Origin of the sequence: Anaerostipes sp. CAG:276 (genome assembly GCF_000432215.1) — a bacterium.
GTDB lineage: Bacteria > Bacillota > Clostridia > Lachnospirales > Lachnospiraceae > Anaerostipes > Anaerostipes caccae.
In genome coordinates, this window is record NZ_FR889177.1 from 73994 (window position 1) to 96658 (window position 22665).

A 22665-nucleotide genomic window follows, 5' to 3' on the forward strand; every position below is an offset into this window, starting at 1 on the left:
CTCTATTTGTCCTGATTGATTTCTAAGATGGCACCGCGGTTTCCGGAAGTCACAAGAGACGCATATCTTGCCAGATATCCTGTTGTGATCTTCGGCTCTCTCGGCACCCAGTTTTCTCTTCGTCTCTGCATCTCTTCGTCAGACACTTTTACATTCAGTGTATTTGCATTAATGTCGATGGAGATCATATCTCCTTCTTCCACAAGGGCGATCGGTCCGCCGACCGCTGCCTCCGGAGAAACGTGTCCGATGCATGCGCCTCTGGAAGCCCCTGAAAAACGTCCGTCTGTGATAAGCGCCACACTGGAGCCGAGTCCCATGCCCATGATGGCTGAGGTCGGATTGAGCATCTCTCTCATTCCCGGTCCGCCTTTCGGTCCCTCATAGCGGATGACTACCACATCTCCGGCATTGATCTCTCCGCCTTTGATCGCTTTGATGGCATCTTCCTCACAGTCGAACACTCTTGCAGGCCCTTCCATCTTTAACATTTCCGGAGCCACGGCAGAACGTTTTACGACACCGGAATCCGGTGCAAGATTTCCTTTAAGCACTGCGATTCCGCCGGTCTCGCTGTATGGATTCTCCACCGGACGGATGACTTCCGGATCTCTGTTGACACACCCTTCAATATTCTCTGCCACCGTTTTTCCGGTTGCGGTGATCAGATCTGTATGTAACAGTTCTTTCTTATTTAGTTCATTCATAACTGCGTAAACGCCGCCAGCCTCATTTAAATCTTCTATATAAGTATGGCCTGCCGGAGCCAGATGGCAGAGATTTGGTGTCTTCGCACTGATCTCGTTTGCCAGCTCCAGGTTCAGTTCTACGCCTGCTTCATGGGCGATGGCCGGCAGATGGAGCATACTGTTGGTGCTGCATCCCAGTGCCATATCCACAGTCAGTGCATTCAAAAATGCCTTTTCGGTCATGATGTCTCTCGGGCGGATATTTTTTTCAAGAAGCTCCATAACTTTCATTCCTGCATGCTTCGCGAGCTTGATTCTCTCTGAATATACTGCCGGAATGGTTCCGTTTCCTTTCAGTCCCATGCCCAGCACTTCTGTCAGGCAGTTCATAGAATTTGCCGTGTACATGCCGGAACAGGAACCGCAGGTCGGACATGCCTTGTTTTCAAATTCATCCAGTTCTTCCTTGGAGATAGAACCGGCAGCATAGGAGCCCACCGCCTCAAACATGCTGGACAGACTGGTTTTCTGTCCCTTTACACGTCCTGCGAGCATTGGTCCGCCACTGACGAACACTGTGGGTACATTGACGCGTGCCGCTGCCATCAAGAGTCCCGGAACATTTTTGTCGCAGTTGGGGACCATGACCAAGGCGTCAAACTGATGGGCCAGTGCCATTGCCTCTGTGGAATCAGCGATCAGATCCCTTGTCACAAGAGAATATTTCATTCCGATATGCCCCATGGCAATTCCGTCACAGACTGCAATCGCCGGAAAGACGACCGGGGTTCCGCCTGCCATAGCGACTCCCATTTTTACTGCTTCTACGATCTTATCCAGGTTCATGTGTCCCGGCACGATTTCATTGTATGAGCTGACGATACCGACTAGCGGCTTTTCCATCTCTTCTTTGGTATAACCCAATGCATTAAACAACGATCTCTGAGGAGCAAAATTCTCTCCATTTGTATAAGTATTACTCATATCGCACTTCCTCCTAAATATTATCTATGCCTCCGGGATTCCGGAGGCTTTTTATATGCCTATGGCACTTTATATCATATTGTCTTATATCCTCTCGATGATCAGATCTCCCATCGCTTTGGTTCCCACCTGGACCATTCCGTCGGACATAATATCCACGGTGCGGTATCCGTCTTTCAGCACTTTCTTCACTGCCATTTCGATCATGTCGGCCTCTGCGTCCAGATCGAACGAATATCTGAGCATCATGGCTGCCGACAGGATTGTAGCGATCGGGTTGGCAATATCTTTTCCTGCGATGTCAGGGGCAGAACCATGGCTCGGCTCATATAATCCGAATTTGCCCTCTGCAAGGCTGGCCGATGAGAGCATCCCGATGGACCCGGTAATCATACTGGCCTCGTCTGATAAAATATCTCCAAACATATTCTCTGTCAGGATCACATCAAACTGTTTTGGGTCGTTGACCAGCTGCATGGCACAGTTGTCAACCAGCATGTGCTCGTAAGTTACATCCTCATAGTCCTTTGCAACCTCTTCCACTACCTGTCTCCAGAGTCTTGAAGAGTCCAATACGTTGGCCTTGTCAACACTGATAACATGTTTCTTTCGCTTGCGGGCGATATCAAAGGCTTTGACTGCAATTCTTCTGATCTCATTTTCATTGTATGTGAGAGAATCTTTCGCTACCCGGATGCCGTCCACCACTTCGGTGCTTCTCTCTCCAAAATAAAGTCCGCCTGTCAATTCTCTCATAATCACCATGTCAAAACCGTCGCCGATGATCTCGTCTCTCAATGGACATGCCTTCTTTAACTCTTCATATAAATAAGCCGGACGGATGTTTGCAAACAGCCCCAATCCCTTTCTCAGGGCAAGAAGCCCTGCCTCCGGACGAAGCTCAGCAGGCAGCCGATACCACGGCGATGTGGTAGTGTTGCCTCCGATCGACCCCATCAGGACTGCATCACTGTTTCTGGCAGTCTCCAGTGTCTCCTCTGTGAGAGGTTTTCCATAGGCGTCAATGGATGCCCCTCCCATTAAAATCTGCTTATATGTAAATTCATGTCCCGACTTCTCTGCCGCTGCATCCAGAACTCTCACAGCCTGGTCTACAATCTCAGGGCCGATCCCATCTCCTTTGATAACTGCTACATTAAAATTCATAGTCTTCTCCTCTTCCTTATAATATCACTGATACCATCTCCGCTGCCAAAGCTGCCGCACAGCTTAAACAGGCTACCGTGACGATGTTCATTTCTCTGTATGAGAGAATCACCGCTGCCGCAAAACCTGTGACGGATGATCCAAAACTCTTTGTAGCTGAAAACACTGCCGGTATGACCATGGCTGCCAAAACAGCATATGGCACATAGAAAAGAAACGATCGAAAAAAACGATTGGTTATCTTTTTCTGGAAGACCGTCAGCGGAATCATTCTTACAAGATATGTAGTCACTGCCATTGCAATGATATACAAAAATAATCTCCAAAGATTCATTCCTCTTCCTCCTTCACCGGAAACAATACAGCCCCTGCCCCCGCTGCGATCAGCGTGCAGAGAATAATGGAAAATCCACTGGAAATGAAAGAAAACAGTTTTACATAATGAAATAATAAACTAAAACATACAGACACAATGATAACTGCCACTATTTTTTTATTATGCTTTGCCGGCGGAATAATGATCGCAGTCAGCATTCCATAGATAGCAATCCCCAGCGCGTTCATCACCATCTGGGGCAGCAGCCCGCTTGCAGTGGCTCCCAGGAAGGTACCTAACGTCCATGCGAGCCATGAGAAACTCATGAGTCCATAAAAATATTTTGGACCTATCTCACCTTTTCGGCCGCAGGCCATGGCAAAAATCTCGTCGGTGACTCCAAATGCCATCAAAAATCTGTTCCAAAGTTTTGTCCTTGATTCAAGCTTCTGTCCAATCGCAATAGACATAATAGAATATCTTAGGTTGATGATAACCTGAGACAGAACCAGCTCGATCAGAGATCCTCCTGCGGTAATGGAAATCAGTCCTGCAAACTGGCCCGCTGATGTAAGGCATGTGGCAGAGATCAGCGTTACCGCCCAGACAGGAACACCCTTGGCACTCCCGGCGATTCCAAAAGCAAAAGAAACTGCCAGATACGCAAGCGCTATCGGAATGGAATCCAAAGCTCCCCGGCGAAAGCTGTTCTCTACTTTCATTTTCTTCTCCTGTCGCTATTACATTAATTGTTCTTCTTCTATAATATAGGGGGTTTCAACTCCCTCCTGAAGCGAACTTATATAATAGAATACCATATTTTAATATAGATTGAAAATAGTTTTTTCATTGAATATGTGATTCTCTGGGCCTTTTTGCTGTTTTAACAAGAATTATGACAATATTTTAAAATCTTCAGATCAAAGAAAACAGGGTCGCTTCGTCTCCCATGTCACTCACTACTTCAAAGGCCTTTAAACTTTGCACGCCGAATGCTGATTGGCGAAACCGGATACTCCCGTTCCATGATCTTCCATTAATGATTACGCTGTTGTTTCAGACAGAAAAATATATTATAATAGCAGAAAGAGAATAAAAAAGGAAAAGGGGAGTCCATATGAATCGAAAAACACTTCTGTGCTTTGGCCTGTCAGCATTGATGCTTGCCTCAAGCATCCATCCTGCTTCTGCCATCAGCGCGGGGACAAAATTTAAAGTACAATATACACACAACAAAAAAACCTACACAAAGAAAGCTCTGAACGCAAGATATAATAACACAGTCATTAAAACAAACATGCCCGGCTTTCTGGACGGATCTACTTCTATGTATTCTGCCTACTGGATTTTTGGCAGGTGCAAATCTCTTGGTACTTCATATAAATATACAAGCAAAACGAAAAAAATTACTCTGAAAAGAGGCAGCAAGACGGTTGTCATGACTTTGAACAGCAAGAAAGCTACTTTAAACGGTAAATCATTCACTCTTCCGGCTGCCCCCAGAAAAGTCCGTTATGTGAAAAAAAAGAAAAACTATATCATGGTACCCGGACAGACTGTGGCCGGAAAGCTGGGCATCTCATACACCTGGAACAACCGGCTCTTGTCCGGAGTGATGAAGGCATCTTCTTCGTCTTCTCCCTCATCCGGAACACCATCCGCCCAAGCACCGTCTGCCTCACAGACCACGGCACCGAAGACAAAAATAACCGCAGGCAGCGGCAATTATTCCATACGTTTAAAAAAACCGTCGGGCCTGTCATCCTCAGCAGTTACTTCAGAAGATGATTATTGGAACAAACGGCTTATCTTAAATATCAACGGCAATTATAAAACCCATTTTTCCTCTTCTGCCAACCGGAATATAAAAGACAGCCTGACCTATTCTGTATCTTACACAGGAGGAAAGACCAAGATCTACCTGAAGACAAGCTCTATCAAAGGATTCAGCATTACACAGGATTCTAATTATATCTATGTGAAATATGCTGCCCCGAAATCTATGTTCTCAAGGGTTATTGTCGTAGATGCCGGACATGGTGGCAGCGATCCGGGAGCCATTGGAAACGGTCTTCAGGAAAAAAACATGACACTCTCCATCGTACAGAAAACGAAATATTACTTTGATCGGAATGCCAATTATAAAGTCTACTATACGAGACTGTCTGACTGGTATCCGTCTCTTTCGGAGAGGTATCAGATGGCAAACAACGTAGGTGCAGACCGCTTTGTCAGTGTTCATATCAACGATGTAGGCAAAATCAGTTATTCAGCAAAAGGTACCGAAACACTCTATAACCCAAAAGGCGGAAAAGCTCCTTCCCCGTACAGCAGTCTGACCGGCAAAGCCCTGGCCAGTGATGTACATAAGAAAATCAGAAGTGCCACCGGTTTTACAGACCGCGGTTTAAAGCAAAGAGTCCCCGGAGTAAACGGAGTCGCTGTCCTGACTTATTCCAAAACTGCGGCAACTCTCGGAGAAGTAGGGTTCATATCCAACCCTACGGAGGCGTCCTCCATGAAAAACAATTATACAAAGATCGGAAAGGCATTTTATGATGGAATCCTGGCTTCCTTTTAGTATTACTGAATGACGACGATCGTAGCCTCATCCGGAATCCCATGATATTTCTTTTGGAGAGTCCTCCAAAAAGCAAAATATTATGGGATTTTTTATATGATTATTGCATTTTTATTACGATTATGTTACAATTTACGCGAAAGGACGGGAAAGTATGAATAATTTAAAAAAATCTATCGCTTATTTATCAATTATGATGCTGACAGCAGCTACGATCCCTGCATCCACCGTAAACGCAGCCTCTGTACCAAAAGCAGGCAAGTATTATACACTAAAGATTGCAGGAAAAAAGCAGAAAAAGAAATGCCGAAATGTAAAAGTCAACGGCAAAACAGTAAAAACCTATGCCCCCGGATTCTCCCGGGCCAACACTTCTATGTATTCAGCATACTGGCTATTTAAAAAACAGAAAAGCTTAGGGGTGTCTTACAGCTATTCGTCTAAAACAAAAAAAGTTACGCTGAAACGTGGAAGTAAATCTGTTGTCATGACACTCGACAGCATGTATGCCTATGTAAACGGGAAAAAGACAAAGATGCCTACTCCGGCAAGGAAAGTATATTCTTACGCAAAGAAAAAGAATTATATCTATGTGCCAGGGGCGTTCTGTGCAAAGAACTTAGGCCACAGTTACAAATGGAGCGGTTCACAGAAAAGCGGCCTGATAACAACGAAGAAACTGCCTTCCACTAATACAGGGGGCAGTTCAAATTCAGGAGCCTCCTCTTCCTCTGGTACTTCAAGTATCACTCCCGGGACAAGGATCACTGCTTCTGCATCTAACTACAGTGTGAGGATAAAAAAGCCAAAAGGGCTTGCGTCATCTGCCATCTCAACCTCGGACGATTACGATAACCGCAGGCTGATCATTAAGGTAAAGGGCAACTATAAGACACACTTTAGCTCCAGTTCCAACCGCTACATAAAAACGGACAAGTACTTCCGTTCCTATACGGTCACATACAGCGGCGGCTATACGAATATCTATATCCGTCCGAGAAAAGACGTGATAAAGGCTTATGCAGTCTCACAGACGTCCGACTATATCTATATAAAGTATGATTCACCGAAGAAGATATATAACCGTATCGTCGTGTTGGATGCGGGCCACGGAGGATCTGATTCCGGAGCTACCGGAAACGGGCTCAGGGAAAAGGATCTGACACTTAAAATCGTCAAGTCTGCCAAATCATACTTTGACAAGAATTCCGGATATAAAGTCTACTACACACGGCTGTCCGACTGGTACCCATCTTTGTCATACCGCTCAGATCTGGCAAACAATGTAGGGGCTGACCGTTTTATCAGTGTCCACATAAACTCAGCGACTCCTTCCGCCCACGGGACGGAGACTCTCTATAACTCCAAAGGTTATAAGTCAACCTCAGGTCTTACCAGCTACAACTGGTCAAACAAGATTCATGGATATGTACGGCCTGCCACAGGCTTTACGAACCGTGGACTTAAAAACAGGACTGGACTGGCTGTCCTGAGAAATACAAAGACTGCTTCCAGCCTTACAGAAATCGGCTTCATCTCTAACAAGACAGAAGCAAAAAAAATGAAAAGCAATACTGGTACTTATGGAAAAGCCGTGTACAACGCTATCGTAAACTCTTTTTCTACATATCCGAGCAAACGATAAGAAATTTATCTGTTACAGGAGGCCGGAACAACTCAATGCCGAGTTGTTCCGGCCTTTTATTCAGCTTCCAAAGTAATTCATAATCTTATACTCATCACAGAATCATTTGTAATATGGGACAACCAGGTACATACCTTCTTTGATCTCCCCGTCATAGATATGGTTGGTCTCGCATACTTCTTCCACATACTCACCAATAGAACTGTATTCCTCCGATATACGGCTTTTTGCTATACTCCAAAGACTGTCCCCTTTTTTAATCCGGATACTGGTAAAATACTTCTCTCTGCCGTCGGCAGCCCCCGCCACCTGCCGGCTCTCCGCCACAACAGCACCGGCGATACCCAAAATCGTAACAATAAATAAGACTGTGATCAAAACTTTTATCTTCAGTGTTTTCATAACGCATCCTCCTATCGAACATTTGTTTATAGTTCTATTATAACGAACGCGCGTTCGTTTGTCAATGTCTTTCCGAAAATTTGTTCGGGAACACTTGTTTCAATCTGTAATATATGGTAAGATAATAACAAGAAAATAAAGGAGGCACATTATGAGCAAACAAAAGCTGAGCCCAAAACAAGAACAAATCTTAGAATATATAAAATCTCAGATACTGGAAAAGGGATATCCGCCCGCAGTCCGTGAGATTTGTGCCGCTGTCAGTCTGAAGTCCACATCTTCCGTTCATTCCCATCTGGAGTCTTTAGAGAGCAAGGGCTATATTCGAAGAGATCCGACGAAGCCAAGAGCCATTGAGATCATAGACGATGACTTCCAGCTCACGAGACGCGAGGTAGTGAACATTCCTATAGTGGGAACCGTCACTGCAGGAGAGCCGATCATCGCTACTGAGAACGTTGAAGACTACTTTCCCATGCTTCCTGAGTTTATTGGCTCCAAAAACACCTTTATTCTCCATGTGAAAGGCGACAGCATGATCAACATCGGCATCTATGACGGTGACATGGTGATCGTCGAGGAAACTCCTTCCGCTGAGAATAACGATATCGTCGTAGCCCTCATAGAAGATTCCGCCACCGTCAAACGATTCTTCAAGGAAGACGGGCATTACCGCCTTCAGCCGGAAAACGATTTTATGGACCCGATCATTGTAGATGAAGTTTCTATATTAGGAAAGGTTATCGGCCTTTACCGCAGCATGTCATGATCCGACAGTTATACATTACGCAGTCTTACATACAAAAAAGAAGAAAAGCCGCATTCAGCTTTTCTTCTTTTTCATTATCTAAAGTTTTCTTCTCTTTCTATACAGCAGCGCCATTATAACAATACTTATTCCCATACGCCCTGCACTATTAAAAGTCATAGAATCTTCTGTTTTCGGCAGAAATTTTGATTTTTTGCTGCTGTTATTCGTAACACTCAGTGACCCTCCCACATCTGCGGACTCCTTCCACCCCGCGTACAAGACCCTGTTTTCTGTGATGATATCCTCATTAAAATTCCATTTATCTTTACATTCCTTTTGTTTATACCAGCCTGTAAACGAAAAACCTTTTCTGTTCGGAGTATGCGGAGCCTGAATGTGATCACCATATTTAATATTTTTTATACTCGGCACGCTGCTGCCGCCCCGGCTGTCAAACACTACCTCGTACCGTTCTTCTTTTGGTGTCTGTATTTGCGGATCCTTCCCTGAAATTCCACTGTCCTTATAGGCGATCGCATAGACAGAGTATTGATCACTGTCCACTGTAACTGTAGCGTCGCTGTCGTCCTGATCCGTCAGCAGTTCTGCTGTTATCTTTCCGTCCGCCTTATGTGCTCTTATGATAAAAAATTCTCTTTCGGCTCCTGACTGAGGAGCTCTGATTTCTTCCGGTATATCAAATACAATACGGATTGGAGAACGCAAGACTGACAGGTCCTCTATCGTTTTTTTATTATTTTCCACAACGGTCTTTATTACTCGGATATCCATATTTTTATATATAGTGGCTCCGTGAAGCTGTCCCTCTATCGCTTTTGCTTCTCCCCGATCCGGTCTCGTATCTGCGGCCACTACTTCAATTTTAAAGCTTCTGTCATTTTGATAAAGCTTCTGTACATCCGCGGAAGTCATATTATCCAGAAGCAGAGACTGATCGTTCAGCTGCAGGTTGCCGCTCACTTCGGTCTGCACCTGGGGCAGGCTTAAAATTGCTTCTCTCAGCTTTTTCTTCGATGCCTCCGGAACTTCTTCCTGTGATGTTTCCGGCAGAGCATCAAAATGCTGTTTCGCATCCAGAATCGAAATTTTTTCTTCCTCATTCAAAGGCTTTCCGCTGGCAGCCTGCGGCAGCTGATCTGCAATCTTCTTCATATCTGCCGCTGACAGTGGAGCAAATACTGCACTGATCTCATAGTCTGACTGAATATTATGAAGCGTATAAACATCATTTTCAATCTCTCCGGTTACATCTCGGCCATTCATGCTGACAGATTTAAGCCGATAACCCGCATCCGGTTTAATTCGAAACTCAGTCAGGCTTCCCTGCGCAGTCTCAAACTCGCCTTCCGGAGTGATGTGTCCGTGTTCTGCTTGATGCACTGTGGCTTTGAATACTTTTCCATCCACCAGATTCAGCACTGCTGTACCAGATTTAGAGGCATAATTATAATTTCCGTCCGTATTTTTATCCGGCACAAAGGTCCATCGGTACTCTTTTTTTCCAACCTCAAAGATCTGGTCTTTGTCCCAGCTTATAGTACCCTTGGTATCTCCTTTTGAGAGAGTAATCTGAGGCATACCTTCCGAGATATTTGTCATTCCTTTTGGATATACAGGATTCACTTCCGGTTCAGCCTGTCGCAAATGCACCGTAAAATCATGATCAACTGTATAGAACGGAGTTGCTTTCGTGCCATTTACAAGACACGCCTGAACACGAACACCGCACGAAATAGGGAATCTTGGTTCCCTGACATCTGTCACATTATAAGTATTCTCATCAAAGCCTTTTAAAACTGCCGAAGATGATGTGATCGTTCCCCATGACCATGTATAATAAAACACTACATCCCCTGTTTTCGCCTTCCCTATGGGCTTTGCCATCGGGTGTTCCGCCGTCACTTTTAACGCTGCCGGTTCACCGTCATATACTTTATCAATTCCGTCTCCGAAGGTAATGACCGGATCTTCCAGTGCACTGATGGGATACAGTTTCTCCTGCTTTATAATATCCGTTTCAGACACCGGGCTGACTGCATTTTCTGTGAGCCCCCACTTTTTCCCCTGTATCTGCGGAAACCTGTATGTACTGTCTGCACTCCACACTCCCTGATCATCTTTCGTATAATTATAGGGAAGGTTATACAGCCGATCAATCGGTTCAGCACTTCCTCCGTTTACAAAACTGACAGAAATTTCATATCCTGTCTTTTTGCTGAACTGAGATCCTAATGTACTGCAAACCACACTGAAATCCTCTTTATGACACACGATTGCCGTCAGTTTGCTGTTTGAGAACGTGCCGAACGTACCCGAGTTGATAAACGCTGTATTGCTTTCATCCGTCCTTTTTGGCAGATAGATCGTTTTTAAATTAGTGGAATCAAATACATTTCTTCCTATCTTTTGGACAGAAGGCGGTATCACAACCGCGCCGTTCAGACCGCAGTAACGGAAAACAGAATCCGGTATCTGAGTCAGCTTGTTCCCCTCAAATTCAACCGATGTTATCTTTTTATTTCCGGAAAAAGCAACGGAACCCAAACTTTCAACACTTGCCGGTATTGTCAGCTTCCCTGAGAAACCGACGAGGCTGCTGTCGCTGATCTTAAATGCATTTGACCCGATGGAGGTTACTTGATCGGGTATCTGTAAAGTTCCTCCAAGTCCCACATCAAAAAATGCGTAATCTCCGATCATCTTTAAATTCCCAGGAGCACAAGTGTTCCGGTAAATCCGGTACATCCCCGAAAAGCACTGTTGCCGATCGCCGTCACCTTAGAAGGTATTTTCAGTGATCCGCTTATGCCGGAAGCTCCGTAAAATGCATTCTCTCCAATACTGGTAAGCCCTGATGCATTTGAAAGATCCAGGCTTACGAATCTGCACCCTGAATACTTTGTATTATAACTGAGTTTAAAAGCATCTTTTGCAATCGATGTTACCGTCTGTCCGTTGATCGTACCCGGAATCACCAAATGAATATTCTGTTTCTGCTCATCTGTCAATCCGCTTAAAAAGTCGGTACTCAGACCAGTAATCGCCCCTGCGCTGAACATATAGTCCTCCTCCTTAGGCATTATATGATCAGCTCCGCCATTCTCAGCCATTATGGCTCCTGTTGTACGTATTGACAATATTAAGACGAGCAAAATAATAAGCGGCTTTTTTATCCCCTTCATTCTATCCCCTCCATTATACTATGCTTCCCTGTAGAATCCCCTTTAATTTACCTTTATTATACATCATAACCCAAAGAAAAGTCTCTTAATTTTTAATTTTATAAAAGAAAAAAACTGCCGCACAGCCATATTATTTCAGCCATTGCGACAGCAATCTTCACCTATTTTTTTCTTTATAACAGCGGGCTAGACACCGGTCTCCATTGAGACCTCCACCCCGTCCTTCCAGATTCTCTCAAGATCATAAAACAAACGGTTTTCCTGATCAAAGATATGAATTACAATATCACCGAAGTCAATCAAAACCCAGGTTCCATTTTGATATCCCTCCATCTGTTTCATCTCATATCCTGCTTTCTGCAAAGCATCCTGTACATTGTCGACTATCGCCTGCACCTGATTCTTATTTTTTCCGTTGGCGATGATAAAATAATCGGCAATGACGGAGATCTGGCGGATATCTAAGACCTTGATCTCCTCGGCCAGCTTTTCTTCTAACGCTTGATACGCAATTTTTGTCATTTCTAAAGACTGATTCATGTGTGATCACCCTCCTTGTAGTATTCATAAGTCTCTGTGGTCCTTGGATCAATCGCCTGATCCCTGCTTTTCAGATACTGCATGGTATTTTCAATTATTTTAAGAAGACATCGGTCGATATCCGAGAATGCCAGCCGCCTGATCTCGGAAAGACCCTGTATGTCTTTTCTGCCGGGCTCTATATAGTCGGCAATAAATATAATCTTATCTAAAAGACTCATTCCCGGCTTTCCGGTTGTATGACATTCTACCGCAGATGCAATCTCTGCATCCTCATTGCCGTAGCAGTCCCTTGCTATATACGGTGCCAGTGCAGAATGAAGAAGCTGCGGACTTTTTTTCATTTCTCTTGTGAGTATGATCCCATATTGACCGCAGAATTTCATCTGCTGTTCTATGGAATATCCTTTGGCACAGTCGTGGAGCAGCCCTGCCCTGAATGCCTTCTGAATGTCTGCTCCCATTGCCATTGCCATTGCAGATGCGGTGTAGGCCACACCGAGCGTATGTGTATAACGGCCCTCTTTCAGGTTTCCCGACAGTTTTTTCTTTATTTCATTGAGTTCCATACAAATCATTTCTTTCTATATAAAGTCTGACTTTTTCCGGTACAAAATAGCGGATGCTCTGTCCTCTGGACGCCCTCTTTCTGATCTCATTCGATGAGATTTCCAAATCCGGACTGTCCAAATGATAAATACGTCCCTGATACTTGTCCTGAATGTATTCAATCTGTGCATCCAATGCACTCCTGGAATCATTTCTGGATGCAACCAAAATCGTTGCCATTGACAAGATCTGTCCCGGATCTTTCCACAATTCGATCTGATACAGAGAATCTGCGCCCATGATAAAATAGTACTCCGCATCAGGATGCAGTCTGGTAAGCTTTCTCAGTGTATCTACTGTATAAGTATATCCTTCCCTGTCCAGTTCAATGTCAGAAAATTCAAAGCCGGGATGGTTCTCTATGGCCATTCTGACCATATTAACACGGTCTTCGATCTCTACATTTTTAGATATTTTTTTGTAGGCCGGATTTTTGGTCGGGACGATCAGCACCTTGTCCAACCCAAAATCCTCAAGGGCAGTCTGCCCCAGGATCAGATGTCCGTGATGGATCGGGTTGAATGTCCCGCCAAGAATTCCTATTTTCTTCATAATCCCTCCGAAAAGCCCCTTCCATGATATTATTTCGGCAGCTGGATCTTCTTGTGATCCCTGGACTCTTTATATAACACGATCTTCTTTCCGATAACCTGGACCACTTCTGATCTGGTCCGCTCGGCTAAAGTCTGCGCCACTTCCTTCGGGTCATCCATACAGTTTTGAAGAACTGCGATCTTTATCAGTTCCCTAGCATCTATGGCCTCTCTTACCCCCTCGATCAGTTCCGGGGATATGCTGTCTTTTCCAACCCTGAAGACAGGATCTATCTTCATTGCCAGGCTTTTTAAATAAGCTCTCTGTTTACTCGTCATTGCTTCTCCTTACTTGTAATAATCAAACTCTAAATCATATAATTTTACGGTATCCCCTTCTTCAATTCCCATGGCTTCCAGCTCTTCAAGGACTCCGTTTCGTTTCAAAAATTTCTGGAAGAAATCGAATCCCCGCTCTGACTCCAGGTTTGTGTAGCCGAGCATTCGCTCTACCTTCGGGCCTTCCACCGTGAAGACTCCTTCTTCCGGGTTTGCCACATTGATTCCGCCCTCTTCTTCCTCGAAGTCAAGGTCGTACTCCTGCTCGAATTCCATCGCGCCTTCCGGAAGTTCATCTAAAAGCTTCCTCACATGCCACAAAAGCTCTTTGACTCCCTCTCCGGTAACAGCCGAGATTGGAAATACTTCAATGCCGTTCTCTGCAAATTCTTCCTTCAGCAGATCCAGCACGGTTTCCCGGTCTTCTTCGGTCATAGCGTCGATCTTATTGGCCGCAATGACTTGTGGTCTCTTTAAGATCTCCGGATTATATTTTTCCAGTTCGCCGTTGATGGCCCGGATATCCGCAATCGGATCTCTGCCTTCCACAGAAGCCGCATCCACCAGGTGAATCATGACCTTCGTCCTGTCGATGTGGCGGAGAAATTCAAATCCCAGGCCGACTCCCTCAGAAGCTCCCTCTATGATTCCGGGAATATCGGCGATGACAAAGCCTTTTCCTCCCGCCAGGTCTACGACCCCCAGATTAGGATTCAGTGTTGTAAAATGATAGTTTGCAATCTTGGGCCTTGCATTGGTGACCCTTGATAAGAACGTGGATTTCCCCACATTTGGAAAGCCTACCAGTCCCACATCGGCAATTACTTTTAGTTCAAGGGTCACCTCGAGTTCCTGGCATTTGCCTCCCGGCTGGGCATATTTAGGTGCCTGCATCACGGCCGTGGCATAATGCTGATTGCCTTTTCCTCCGCGGCCTCCCTTTAAAAGCACTACCGGTTCTTTTTTATTTGACATATCAAGGATTACTTTCCCTGTTTCTTTCTCTTTTATGATCGTTCCCGGCGGAACCTTCAGTACAATGTCCTCTCCGTCTGCGCCATGGCAGCGTCTCTTTCCGCCTTCTTCGCCGTCTCCGGCCTTATATTTTCGTTTATGACGGTAATCTGCCAGAGTATTCATCCCTTCGTCCACAGCGAAGATCACGTCGCCGCCGCGTCCTCCGTCTCCGCCGTCCGGACCGCCGTTGGGCACATAGAGCTCTCTTCGGAAACTCACATGGCCGCTGCCGCCTTTTCCTGATCTGATATATATATTTGCTCTGTCTGCAAACATCGGCTTTTCCTTTCTGATTTTCAAAAAAACGGCTCCAAATTGTGAAATTTGAAGCCGTTAAACATTCAACTGTCTGCCTGTACAAACTTAAGTCGACAATTATGCAACTGGGTGTACAGAACACTGTTTCTTATCTCTGCCTTTTCTCTCGAAACGAACGATACCATCTGTCAATGCAAATAAAGTATCATCACCACCGCGGCCTACGTTGACTCCCGGATGGATCTTTGTTCCTCTCTGGCGGTAAAGAATATTTCCAGCTTTTACAAATTGTCCGTCAGCTCTTTTCGCACCTAATCTCTTAGACTCAGAATCTCTTCCGTTCTTTGTGGAACCCATTCCCTTTTTATGAGCGAAAAATTGAAGGTTCATTTTCATCATTGTCTTACACCTCCTCAAATACTACGTGAATATATGGACGATACTCCGATTCAATGTTGGTTATCCCAAGAACCAGAGAATCCAATAAAATCTGTCCTTCTTCAGAACATGTACCTGAAACTCTGAACTCGATCACCGCATCATCTTCCGATGTACGGCATGTGCCGGCATCCTCTGTCAGCTGTTCAAAAGAATTCAGGAAATTGATGACCAGTGCAGATACCGCAGAACAGACAATATCCTGTCCTTCCTCTGCATATCCGGCATGGTCCTTCGCCTGAAAGCCCACAGGCTTTCCTTTATGGTCCCGGTAGAATGTAATCTGTGTCATCCTCTCGGTCCTTTATTATCCAACAATGTTATCGATCTTCACTTGTGTGAATAACTGTCTGTGACCATTCTTCTTATGGTATCCGGTTTTTCTCTTATACTTGTAAACAATGACTTTTTTGTCTTTGCCTTCGCTTACAACTGAAGCTTCAACCTTTGCACCATCTACGTTCGGTGTTCCTACCTTTACAGTATCCCCACCAACTAATAAAACATGATCAAAAGTAATCTTTGCTCCGACTTCCGCGTCAAGTTTTTCAACTTTGATCACGTCACCTTCGCTTACTTTATACTGTTTTCCTCCTGTTGCAATAATGGCGTACATCTATGGCACCTCCTATAATCAAACTCGCCAGCTTTGGTGATCCTTGCAGATTCTTATACCTCGCTGTGCGGCATACTGTTACAGTATAGCAACTTATTTTTTCCATGTCAAGCAATAATCTTACAGAAAATCTTCTTTTTCTAGGGGTCTCCTGATCTTTTTTCTCGTAATCTCCATTAGTCCAAGCTTCGTCATGTCTACGGCCACCGCTTTCTTGGAATCCCGGTTCAGCATCGTCTGCATATAGGAGAGGAGCCTGCCCTCTTCTTCTTTTTCTTTCATATCAATAAAATCCACGAGAATGATCCCGGATAAGTTCCGAAGCCTGATCTGTCTGGCCGTCTCCCTTGCCGCCTCCCGGTTGATTTTTATGATATGGCCTTCCTTTTGTCCACGCCCGATCGACTTTCCTGTATTTACATCGACCACTGTCATGGCCTCTGTGCGCTCGATGATCAGGAACCCTCCCGACCTGAGCCACACTCTCGTATGAAACACTGCCTCAAGTGCGTGAGAAAGCCGGTATCCTCTCTCGATAGACTGATCCTGTCTGTCCATCCGGCGGACCTGATATCCATTCTCCTCTGCCTCTCTTAAGATCACCTCATCGTCGGAGATGATACGTTCCGCCCGGGAAGGAGAAAGTCCAAACACATAACGGGATGAGAAACTCTGATTTGTGGCCAGAAGCCGGCATGGCTTCATATACTGCTGTTTCTCCCGGATCTGAACATATCTCTCAGCCAGACTTGCTGCTTCTCTCCCGATTTTGTCTTGATCCGCATTTTCAGCCTCTGTTCTCACAATAAATCCATACTCCCCGGTGACAAAAGCAGAGACAAATCTCTTTAAGTCTTCTTTTTTTTCTTTGTCCCGAATTTTCCCTGATATGCCAACAAACGGCTTGTCAGAGGACAGCACAAGATATTCTCCGGTCAGTTCAATGTTCTCTGTGGCTAACGGCTCCTTCTTATCTGTACCGTCTTTTTTTACCTGAATGAGGATTTCTTCTTCGTTTTTGAGTTTTCCCGGTTTTCTTCGTTCGTCCAGAGGATAAAAACAGAGCCTGCCCTCGTCGATCTCCACAAAAGCTCCGTGAATATTTCCTACGATATTCTTCACCCTGGCCTTGTAAATATTTCCGACCAGACTGCCTTCCTCAGCCGGTTCAGAGGAAAATTCCGCGAATTCTCCGTCCTCAAGCCATGCGCTGACAATATGTCTTCCGAGCCTTGTAATGATTACTTCATTCATATATTATTCTGCGTCCGGTATACTCGGGATATTCACGGAAGGGTCCAGATCTTTTTCATAATCCACTCCGTCCATATGAAAGCCAAACATCTGGTAAAAGTCTTCCCAGTATCCCTCAATATCGGCATACTCCCTGACATTTTCTGTATTGATCTTCTCCCAGCGCCGTTCCACTTCTGCCTGTACTTCCGGCTTTAACTCCCAGTCATCCAGACGGATCAGCCCCTGACCGTCTGTCTCTGCCTGTCCAAACACAGCCTTTTCTCCGAACAGCCTGGTAATCTGTTCGATGCATCCTTCGTGGAGTCCTTTTTCCTTCATGACACTGTAAAGCACCGCCATATACAGGGGAACGATCGGAATTGCAGAACTCGCCTGAGTGACGAGACCCTTGTTGACCGAAATATATGCACTGATTCCATTTTCTTTAAATTCTTCACTGATCTCACCTGCAGTCTTGTGCAGATGTTTCTTTGCAGCGCCGATGGTACCCTCAAAATAAATGGGATAAGTGAGTTCCGGTCCGATATAAGAATAGGCGAATGTAACAGCGTCCTCTTCAATGGCATCGGCATCTGTGAGGGCCCGAATCCATGCCTTCCAGTCCTCTCCGCCCATCACCTTCACCGTCGCTTCCACTTCTTCCTCTGTGGCAGCCTCGATGGTTTTCTCTCCGATGGTATTGTCTTTCAGATTCAGATTCTTATTTGTAAAATCTTCTCCTGTCGTCTTTAGCACAGACTGGTACACGGTGCCGTCTTCGGCCGTTCTTCTCGGTGCTGCCAGACTGTAAATGACGGCGTCGACTTTTCCCAGATCTTTCTTAATCAGATCGATCACCTGATCTTTGACTTCCTTTGAGAATGCATCGCCGTTGACTGTCTTGGCATACAGATCCTCATTGGCTGCCGCATGCTCAAATGCAGCTGTATTATACCAGCCCGCCGTAGCAGTCCTCTTTCCTGCAGCCTGTCTCTCAAACATGACGCCGATCGTAGCAGCACCGCATCCGAATGCCGCGTTGATCCTTGATGCCAGTCCGTATCCGGTGGACGCTCCGATGATCAGGACTTTCTTTGGCCCGTTCTTAACTTCACTGTGCTTCTTTACATATGTAATCTGATTCTCAACGTTTTTTTGGCAGCCCTCTGGATGTGCGGTCAGGCACAAAAATTCCCGGACTTTTGGACTTATTTTCATGTATATCTCCTTTTCTTTTCCTGTTCATTCATTACTGAAAATTATAATCGTTCCTCATTCCACTGTCAAGTTTCCCCAATATTTAGGAAAGCCTGCTGGCCATCTTGTCAAACAATTCATTCAAATCGATCGGCTTATTGATATGGTCATCCATACCACTCTGCCTGCTTTTCTCCATATCTTCAGCAAACGCATTTGCCGTCATAGCAAAGATTGGCACAGTCCCTGCGTCCGGCCGTTCCAGGGAACGAATCTTGCGGGCAGCTTCATAACCGTCAAGGACAGGCATCTGTATATCCATAAGAATCAGATCAAAAAATCCCGGATCTGAAGCGTTAAAGATGTTCAGTGCTTCTTCCCCGTTCTCAACTGCAGTTACTTCTGCACCGGACATGGCAACCAGTTCCACCGCGATCTCCCTGTTTATTTCATTATCTTCTGCAATTAATATATGTCTGCCTGTAAAGTCGTGCCGCGCTTCTCTCTTAGACTGCGGCGGATTGGCCGGATCTGTCATTCTTATCGACTCAAATGCCTGCGACAGCGTCGTTTCAAATAAAGGTTTGCTGATAACCCCGACTGCTCCCGCTTCCTTCGCCGCCTCTTCAATCTCCCCCGGATCATAGGCAGTGATCAGTACGACAGACGTGCATTCATTTCCTACAATGTTTTGTATACGGCGTGTAGTCTCCAGCCCATCCAAGCCCGGCATTTTCCAATCCACAAAACACACATCAAAATCCTCGCCTTTATTATGAGCCTGTTCTACACGTGATACGGCATCATATCCATTATCCGTCCATGCAGAACGAATCCCCATATTGTTAAGGAGCAGTGAGACATGCTCACAAGTGACCATATCATCGTCTGCGACCAGAACTCTCAGTTTTCCATAATCAACGGCCGGAGCTTTTTTCTTCTCTGAAATCTGAAATGGGATATCTGCCGTAAAAACACTGCCTTTTCCAACTTCACTGTTCAATATCAGACTGCCGCCCATCAATGAGGCAAAACGCCTGGAAATAGACAGTCCCAGACCCGTGCCTCCATATTTCTGTGCCACATCTGATGTTTCCTGTTCAAAAGCATTGAATATTTTTTCCATATTTTCCGGTGCTACGCCGCATCCGGTGTCCTCTACCTGAAATCTGAACCAAACCAGCTCATCTTCTTCTCTTAATTCCTGAATTCTGAGCGTCACATTCCCGCCCTCCGGTGTAAACTTAATAGCATTGGAAAGCAGATTTGTAATAATCTGATTCAATCTCAAAGAATCTCCTATCAATTCTTCCCGCACTTCTCCAATCAGAATCGTGTCAAAATTCAATTTTTTGGACACGGCCTGAGCATAGTAAACCGTCGTCAAAGATTCAATGAAAACCTTAAAGTCGAATACTTCGTTTTTGATCTCAATCTTACCGCTTTCAATCTTTGACATATCCAAAACATCATTGATAAGTGCCAGGAGATGTTTTGAGGAAAGGCTGATCTTTTTCAGACAGTCGCTGATCTTCGCCGAATTTTGAAGATTTTGCCCGGCAATCAGCGTCATGCCGATAATGCCATTCATTGGTGTCCTGATCTCATGAGACATTCTTGAGAGGAATTCGCTCTTTGCCAGATTTGCCTTTTCCGCATGTTTAAATGCCTCCTCCGCCCTGTTTTTCTCTGCTGCCAGAAGCTCTGCGTTGCGCCGGATCAGATGAATGTACACCAGAGAAAAGCCCATAATGAGAGCCGTTATAAACAATACAGCCGCCACTGTACTGCGGGACATAAACCCACTGAGAGATTCAATCTGTGAATCTACCCCTCCGGAACGCATCGTCACGCATACCGTCCATTCGGTTTCCGGAATAGGACCGTAATAGACATATTCATGTACTCCGTCAATCGAAAGCGCTGCCATTCCCTCTCTGCGGCCGGAAATCTGATCCTGCATTTTTTTGAGAGAGAATCCCTTGTCAAGAACGGCCCTGTTCTCCAGCATTCCAAAATAATTCACACCTGCCCGGGTCTAAGCTCCCTTGGCGGAACGCATAACAAATGCACCCTTTTTCGATATGACATCAGCATAAGAATTCGTATTGTCCTTGTGAAGAACCAGTTTTTCACTGAGTATATGGGTATCCATTCCGACCAAAACCGCGGTAATCTGCTTCCCTCTGAATTTAATATCAGAAACCGGAGTTCCAAGTAAGATCATGTCGTCTCCAAGAATCGTTTCATTGGAAGAAATTAATCTTCCCTTTCCGCTTAAAAGCGTATCTAAAGAGTTGATCTTTGATATGGCTGAGTAAACATCATCAGGAGTATAGCACATACCATCGCTGTCCAGCACGGCCACATAGGAAAATCGATTGTTCTTCATCTGTTTTTTCAAAAACCGCTGCAGCGAATTCAAGTCTTTCAGGTCAGCTTCATTGATACTGTCCACAGTCGTGACGATCTGGGCAAACTGGCTGTCCAGACTCGTCTTCAAATGACCTACCGTCTGACTGCTCAGCTCACTCAGATAAGCTTTGCTGATACTGGAAACAGTGTCATCTGTCCGGCTCTGGAATTTTTGCAGCATAAAGAACATCAGGAAAGCACAGATTAATATCAAAATGAACGCCGGCGCACTGCTTCCCATATGCCTGCTTGATTTTTTGGCCATAAACTTCCTCCCTAATCGTCATTGATGTCTGTAATACGCCCCTCGGCTTTGACAGCTTCCAAAGCATCCGCATGTTTCTGAATAAAATTTTGCATAGCATCACGGTAAGTACCCACATTTTGTTTTACCGGCGTAACACCTTTTGCTTTCGGGTCTTTTTCACTGAAAAGATTGAGCATCGTATATCCGTCGCCGTTGCCCTCTAAATATCCTTTGGAACCTGCCATATAATCTGTGATCGCCACAGTATAGTCTTTCTTGTTCTCGATGTTTGTCCCATCCTTCAGCTTTGCATCTAAAAGTCTGTGTCCGACCGGCTTGGCGCTGTCATAAGTGAATGTGATACCGGATACCTGCAGGAATCTTCCTCCCGGAATTCCACGGCTGCCGTCAATTTCGGATAAACTGTGCTCCAGCATCTCCCTGAGCACTGAACCTGTCATTTTTACTACAAGAATCTGGTTATCAAAAGGACATACTGCCTTCAGATCATCTCCAAGAATATTGCCTTTGTATAAGCTTGCCCGGATTCCCCCTCCATTTGCCACGGCAATCGGAGCATCAGAATAATCGGCAATACTGTCGGCCACGAGATTTCCAAGAATCGTCTCCTTCAGCCGAGTGTTATAATTCTGATAAATAAAATCTTTCGGGGAGGTACCCACAACCGTAAGGTCCTGATCAGCCTCCTTTGATCCGTTAAGATAGTAATCATCCACAGCCGCCAAAACATCTTTTACACTTTTTTGTCCACTCAGATATTGTGTTCCCTGCAATCCCAGATACTCCACCACTTTCCCCGGAAATTTTACATAATAGACGTATCCGTCCTTAACTGTGCTCTCAAGTCCGGAAGGAGCTTTACTGTCACTTCTGTCAAATTGCTTTAAATAGGAGTTATCAAGCCTTAAATCTTTCATGAGCGCTTCCTGCCCTTTTTGAGTAGAAATAATATCCATTACCTTAAGACAGGCATCCATCTTTTCTTCATTACCCTCCTTTTTCAGAGCTGAATTAAGTCCAACATAGCCTGCCGGAAGCGTCAGCGTCCAATTCTTTGTTTTCTTTTCTCCCAGGAAAGGGAGCATTACATATTCATACTTTTTACTAGTCCCCGCTTTCACTTCTTTTTCATTCATCTGCCGGCACTCTTCAAGAAATGCCGAACTTCCATAGGCTGCGATCATTTTCCCTCTGCCCATATAGATTGTATTGTTGATCAAGTTGCCCTGCTTGCGCAGAGGCTCCAGGTTCATCAGATCCTTTTTCTGTAACTGTTCAAACAAAGAAAATGCTTTTTCCCATGTACCCGTCATCTTCCCTTCCTTTTTTTCATAGGCGGCCAGCCACTTTACCCCTTTTGCATTCCCCAAAAACTCAGGTGTTATACAGCCCGCAAGAAAGGTTCCGATATTTTCATTTGTCATTTCTCTAATGCCAAAAACGTGTCCGGTATCAGACAGG

At 45.1% G+C, this 22665-nt stretch carries 22 protein-coding genes and 1 pseudogene; 3 read left to right on the forward strand and 20 right to left on the reverse strand.

Features of this window, described 5'->3' with window-relative positions:
* Window positions 1-2 precede the first annotated feature (2 nt).
* From ilvD to QVP35_RS02965, 4 genes are all read right to left on the reverse strand, one after another.
* Window positions 3-1673 (reverse strand): dihydroxy-acid dehydratase, encoded by a 1671-nt coding sequence (ilvD, locus tag QVP35_RS02950; protein WP_006566719.1) that lies wholly within the window; start codon window positions 1671-1673, stop codon window positions 3-5.
* 84 nt (window positions 1674-1757) lie between these two features.
* On the reverse strand, window positions 1758-2840 hold the full coding sequence (leuB, locus tag QVP35_RS02955) for a 3-isopropylmalate dehydrogenase (protein ID WP_006566718.1): 1083 nt from the start codon (window positions 2838-2840) through the stop codon (window positions 1758-1760).
* 16 nt (window positions 2841-2856) lie between these two features.
* Window positions 2857-3174, reverse strand: coding sequence for an AzlD domain-containing protein (locus QVP35_RS02960; protein WP_006566717.1), 318 nt, complete (start codon window positions 3172-3174; stop codon window positions 2857-2859).
* On the reverse strand, window positions 3171-3878 hold the full coding sequence (locus QVP35_RS02965; protein WP_006566716.1) for an AzlC family ABC transporter permease: 708 nt from the start codon (window positions 3876-3878) through the stop codon (window positions 3171-3173). Before QVP35_RS02965 ends, QVP35_RS02960 begins: the two co-directional genes overlap by 4 nt.
* A gap of 395 nt (window positions 3879-4273) precedes the next feature.
* Between QVP35_RS02965 and QVP35_RS02970 the strand changes: the two genes are divergently transcribed.
* The gene (locus QVP35_RS02970; RefSeq protein WP_022260776.1) at window positions 4274-5737 is read left to right on the forward strand and encodes an N-acetylmuramoyl-L-alanine amidase; all 1464 of its coding nucleotides are present in this window, start codon (window positions 4274-4276) and stop codon (window positions 5735-5737) included.
* A gap of 154 nt (window positions 5738-5891) precedes the next feature.
* Window positions 5892-7382, forward strand: coding sequence for an N-acetylmuramoyl-L-alanine amidase (locus QVP35_RS02975; protein WP_006566713.1), 1491 nt, complete (start codon window positions 5892-5894; stop codon window positions 7380-7382).
* 102 nt (window positions 7383-7484) lie between these two features.
* On the opposite strand, the gene QVP35_RS02980 is transcribed toward QVP35_RS02975, so the two are convergent.
* Window positions 7485-7784 (reverse strand): LysM peptidoglycan-binding domain-containing protein, encoded by a 300-nt coding sequence (locus QVP35_RS02980; RefSeq protein ID WP_006566712.1) that lies wholly within the window; start codon window positions 7782-7784, stop codon window positions 7485-7487.
* Between the two features lie 151 nt (window positions 7785-7935).
* Between QVP35_RS02980 and lexA the strand changes: the two genes are divergently transcribed.
* Window positions 7936-8553 carry a transcriptional repressor LexA gene (gene lexA, locus QVP35_RS02985; RefSeq protein WP_006566711.1) on the forward strand — a complete coding sequence of 206 codons (618 nt, stop codon included), beginning with the start codon at window positions 7936-7938 and terminating at the stop codon, window positions 8551-8553.
* 78 nt (window positions 8554-8631) lie between these two features.
* Here lexA and QVP35_RS02990 read toward each other — a convergent pair whose 3' ends face one another.
* The 15 genes and pseudogenes from QVP35_RS02990 to QVP35_RS03060 form a co-directional block, all read right to left on the reverse strand.
* Window positions 8632-10440 (reverse strand): InlB B-repeat-containing protein, encoded by a 1809-nt coding sequence (locus QVP35_RS02990; protein ID WP_353307738.1) that lies wholly within the window; start codon window positions 10438-10440, stop codon window positions 8632-8634.
* Window positions 10441-10929: 489 nt separating this feature from the next.
* Window positions 10930-11738 (reverse strand): annotated as a pseudogene (locus QVP35_RS16690) (leucine-rich repeat domain-containing protein); the annotation flags it as partial.
* Window positions 11739-11924: 186 nt separating this feature from the next.
* Window positions 11925-12278 (reverse strand): ribosome silencing factor, encoded by a 354-nt coding sequence (gene rsfS / locus QVP35_RS03000; protein ID WP_006566707.1) that lies wholly within the window; start codon window positions 12276-12278, stop codon window positions 11925-11927.
* On the reverse strand, window positions 12275-12847 hold the full coding sequence (gene yqeK / locus QVP35_RS03005; protein WP_006566706.1) for a bis(5'-nucleosyl)-tetraphosphatase (symmetrical) YqeK: 573 nt from the start codon (window positions 12845-12847) through the stop codon (window positions 12275-12277). Before yqeK ends, rsfS begins: the two co-directional genes overlap by 4 nt.
* Window positions 12834-13439 carry a nicotinate-nucleotide adenylyltransferase gene (nadD, locus tag QVP35_RS03010; protein ID WP_006566705.1) on the reverse strand — a complete coding sequence of 202 codons (606 nt, stop codon included), beginning with the start codon at window positions 13437-13439 and terminating at the stop codon, window positions 12834-12836. Before nadD ends, yqeK begins: the two co-directional genes overlap by 14 nt.
* A gap of 29 nt (window positions 13440-13468) precedes the next feature.
* The gene (gene yhbY, locus QVP35_RS03015) at window positions 13469-13759 is read right to left on the reverse strand and encodes a ribosome assembly RNA-binding protein YhbY (RefSeq protein ID WP_006566704.1); all 291 of its coding nucleotides are present in this window, start codon (window positions 13757-13759) and stop codon (window positions 13469-13471) included.
* Between the two features lie 9 nt (window positions 13760-13768).
* Window positions 13769-15052: a GTPase ObgE gene (gene obgE, locus QVP35_RS03020; protein WP_006566703.1), complete on the reverse strand. Its 1284-nt coding sequence runs from the start codon at window positions 15050-15052 to the stop codon at window positions 13769-13771.
* Window positions 15053-15151: 99 nt separating this feature from the next.
* Window positions 15152-15433 (reverse strand): 50S ribosomal protein L27, encoded by a 282-nt coding sequence (rpmA, locus tag QVP35_RS03025; RefSeq protein WP_006566702.1) that lies wholly within the window; start codon window positions 15431-15433, stop codon window positions 15152-15154.
* A gap of 4 nt (window positions 15434-15437) precedes the next feature.
* Window positions 15438-15764, reverse strand: coding sequence for a ribosomal-processing cysteine protease Prp (locus QVP35_RS03030; protein WP_006566701.1), 327 nt, complete (start codon window positions 15762-15764; stop codon window positions 15438-15440).
* 15 nt (window positions 15765-15779) lie between these two features.
* Window positions 15780-16088: a 50S ribosomal protein L21 gene (gene rplU / locus QVP35_RS03035; protein ID WP_006566700.1), complete on the reverse strand. Its 309-nt coding sequence runs from the start codon at window positions 16086-16088 to the stop codon at window positions 15780-15782.
* A gap of 120 nt (window positions 16089-16208) precedes the next feature.
* Window positions 16209-17342 (reverse strand): ribonuclease E/G, encoded by a 1134-nt coding sequence (locus QVP35_RS03040; protein WP_006566699.1) that lies wholly within the window; start codon window positions 17340-17342, stop codon window positions 16209-16211.
* A 3-nt stretch (window positions 17343-17345) separates the two neighbouring features.
* Window positions 17346-18542, reverse strand: coding sequence for an enoyl-ACP reductase FabV (gene fabV / locus QVP35_RS03045; protein ID WP_006566698.1), 1197 nt, complete (start codon window positions 18540-18542; stop codon window positions 17346-17348).
* An 82-nt stretch (window positions 18543-18624) separates the two neighbouring features.
* On the reverse strand, window positions 18625-20547 hold the full coding sequence (locus QVP35_RS03050) for a response regulator (RefSeq protein WP_009289471.1): 1923 nt from the start codon (window positions 20545-20547) through the stop codon (window positions 18625-18627).
* A gap of 12 nt (window positions 20548-20559) precedes the next feature.
* Window positions 20560-21201: a hypothetical protein gene (locus QVP35_RS03055; protein ID WP_006566696.1), complete on the reverse strand. Its 642-nt coding sequence runs from the start codon at window positions 21199-21201 to the stop codon at window positions 20560-20562.
* A gap of 11 nt (window positions 21202-21212) precedes the next feature.
* Complete coding sequence (locus QVP35_RS03060) at window positions 21213-22628, reverse strand: 5'-nucleotidase C-terminal domain-containing protein (protein ID WP_006566695.1); 1416 nt, start codon at window positions 22626-22628, stop codon at window positions 21213-21215.
* Window positions 22629-22665 lie beyond the last annotated feature (37 nt).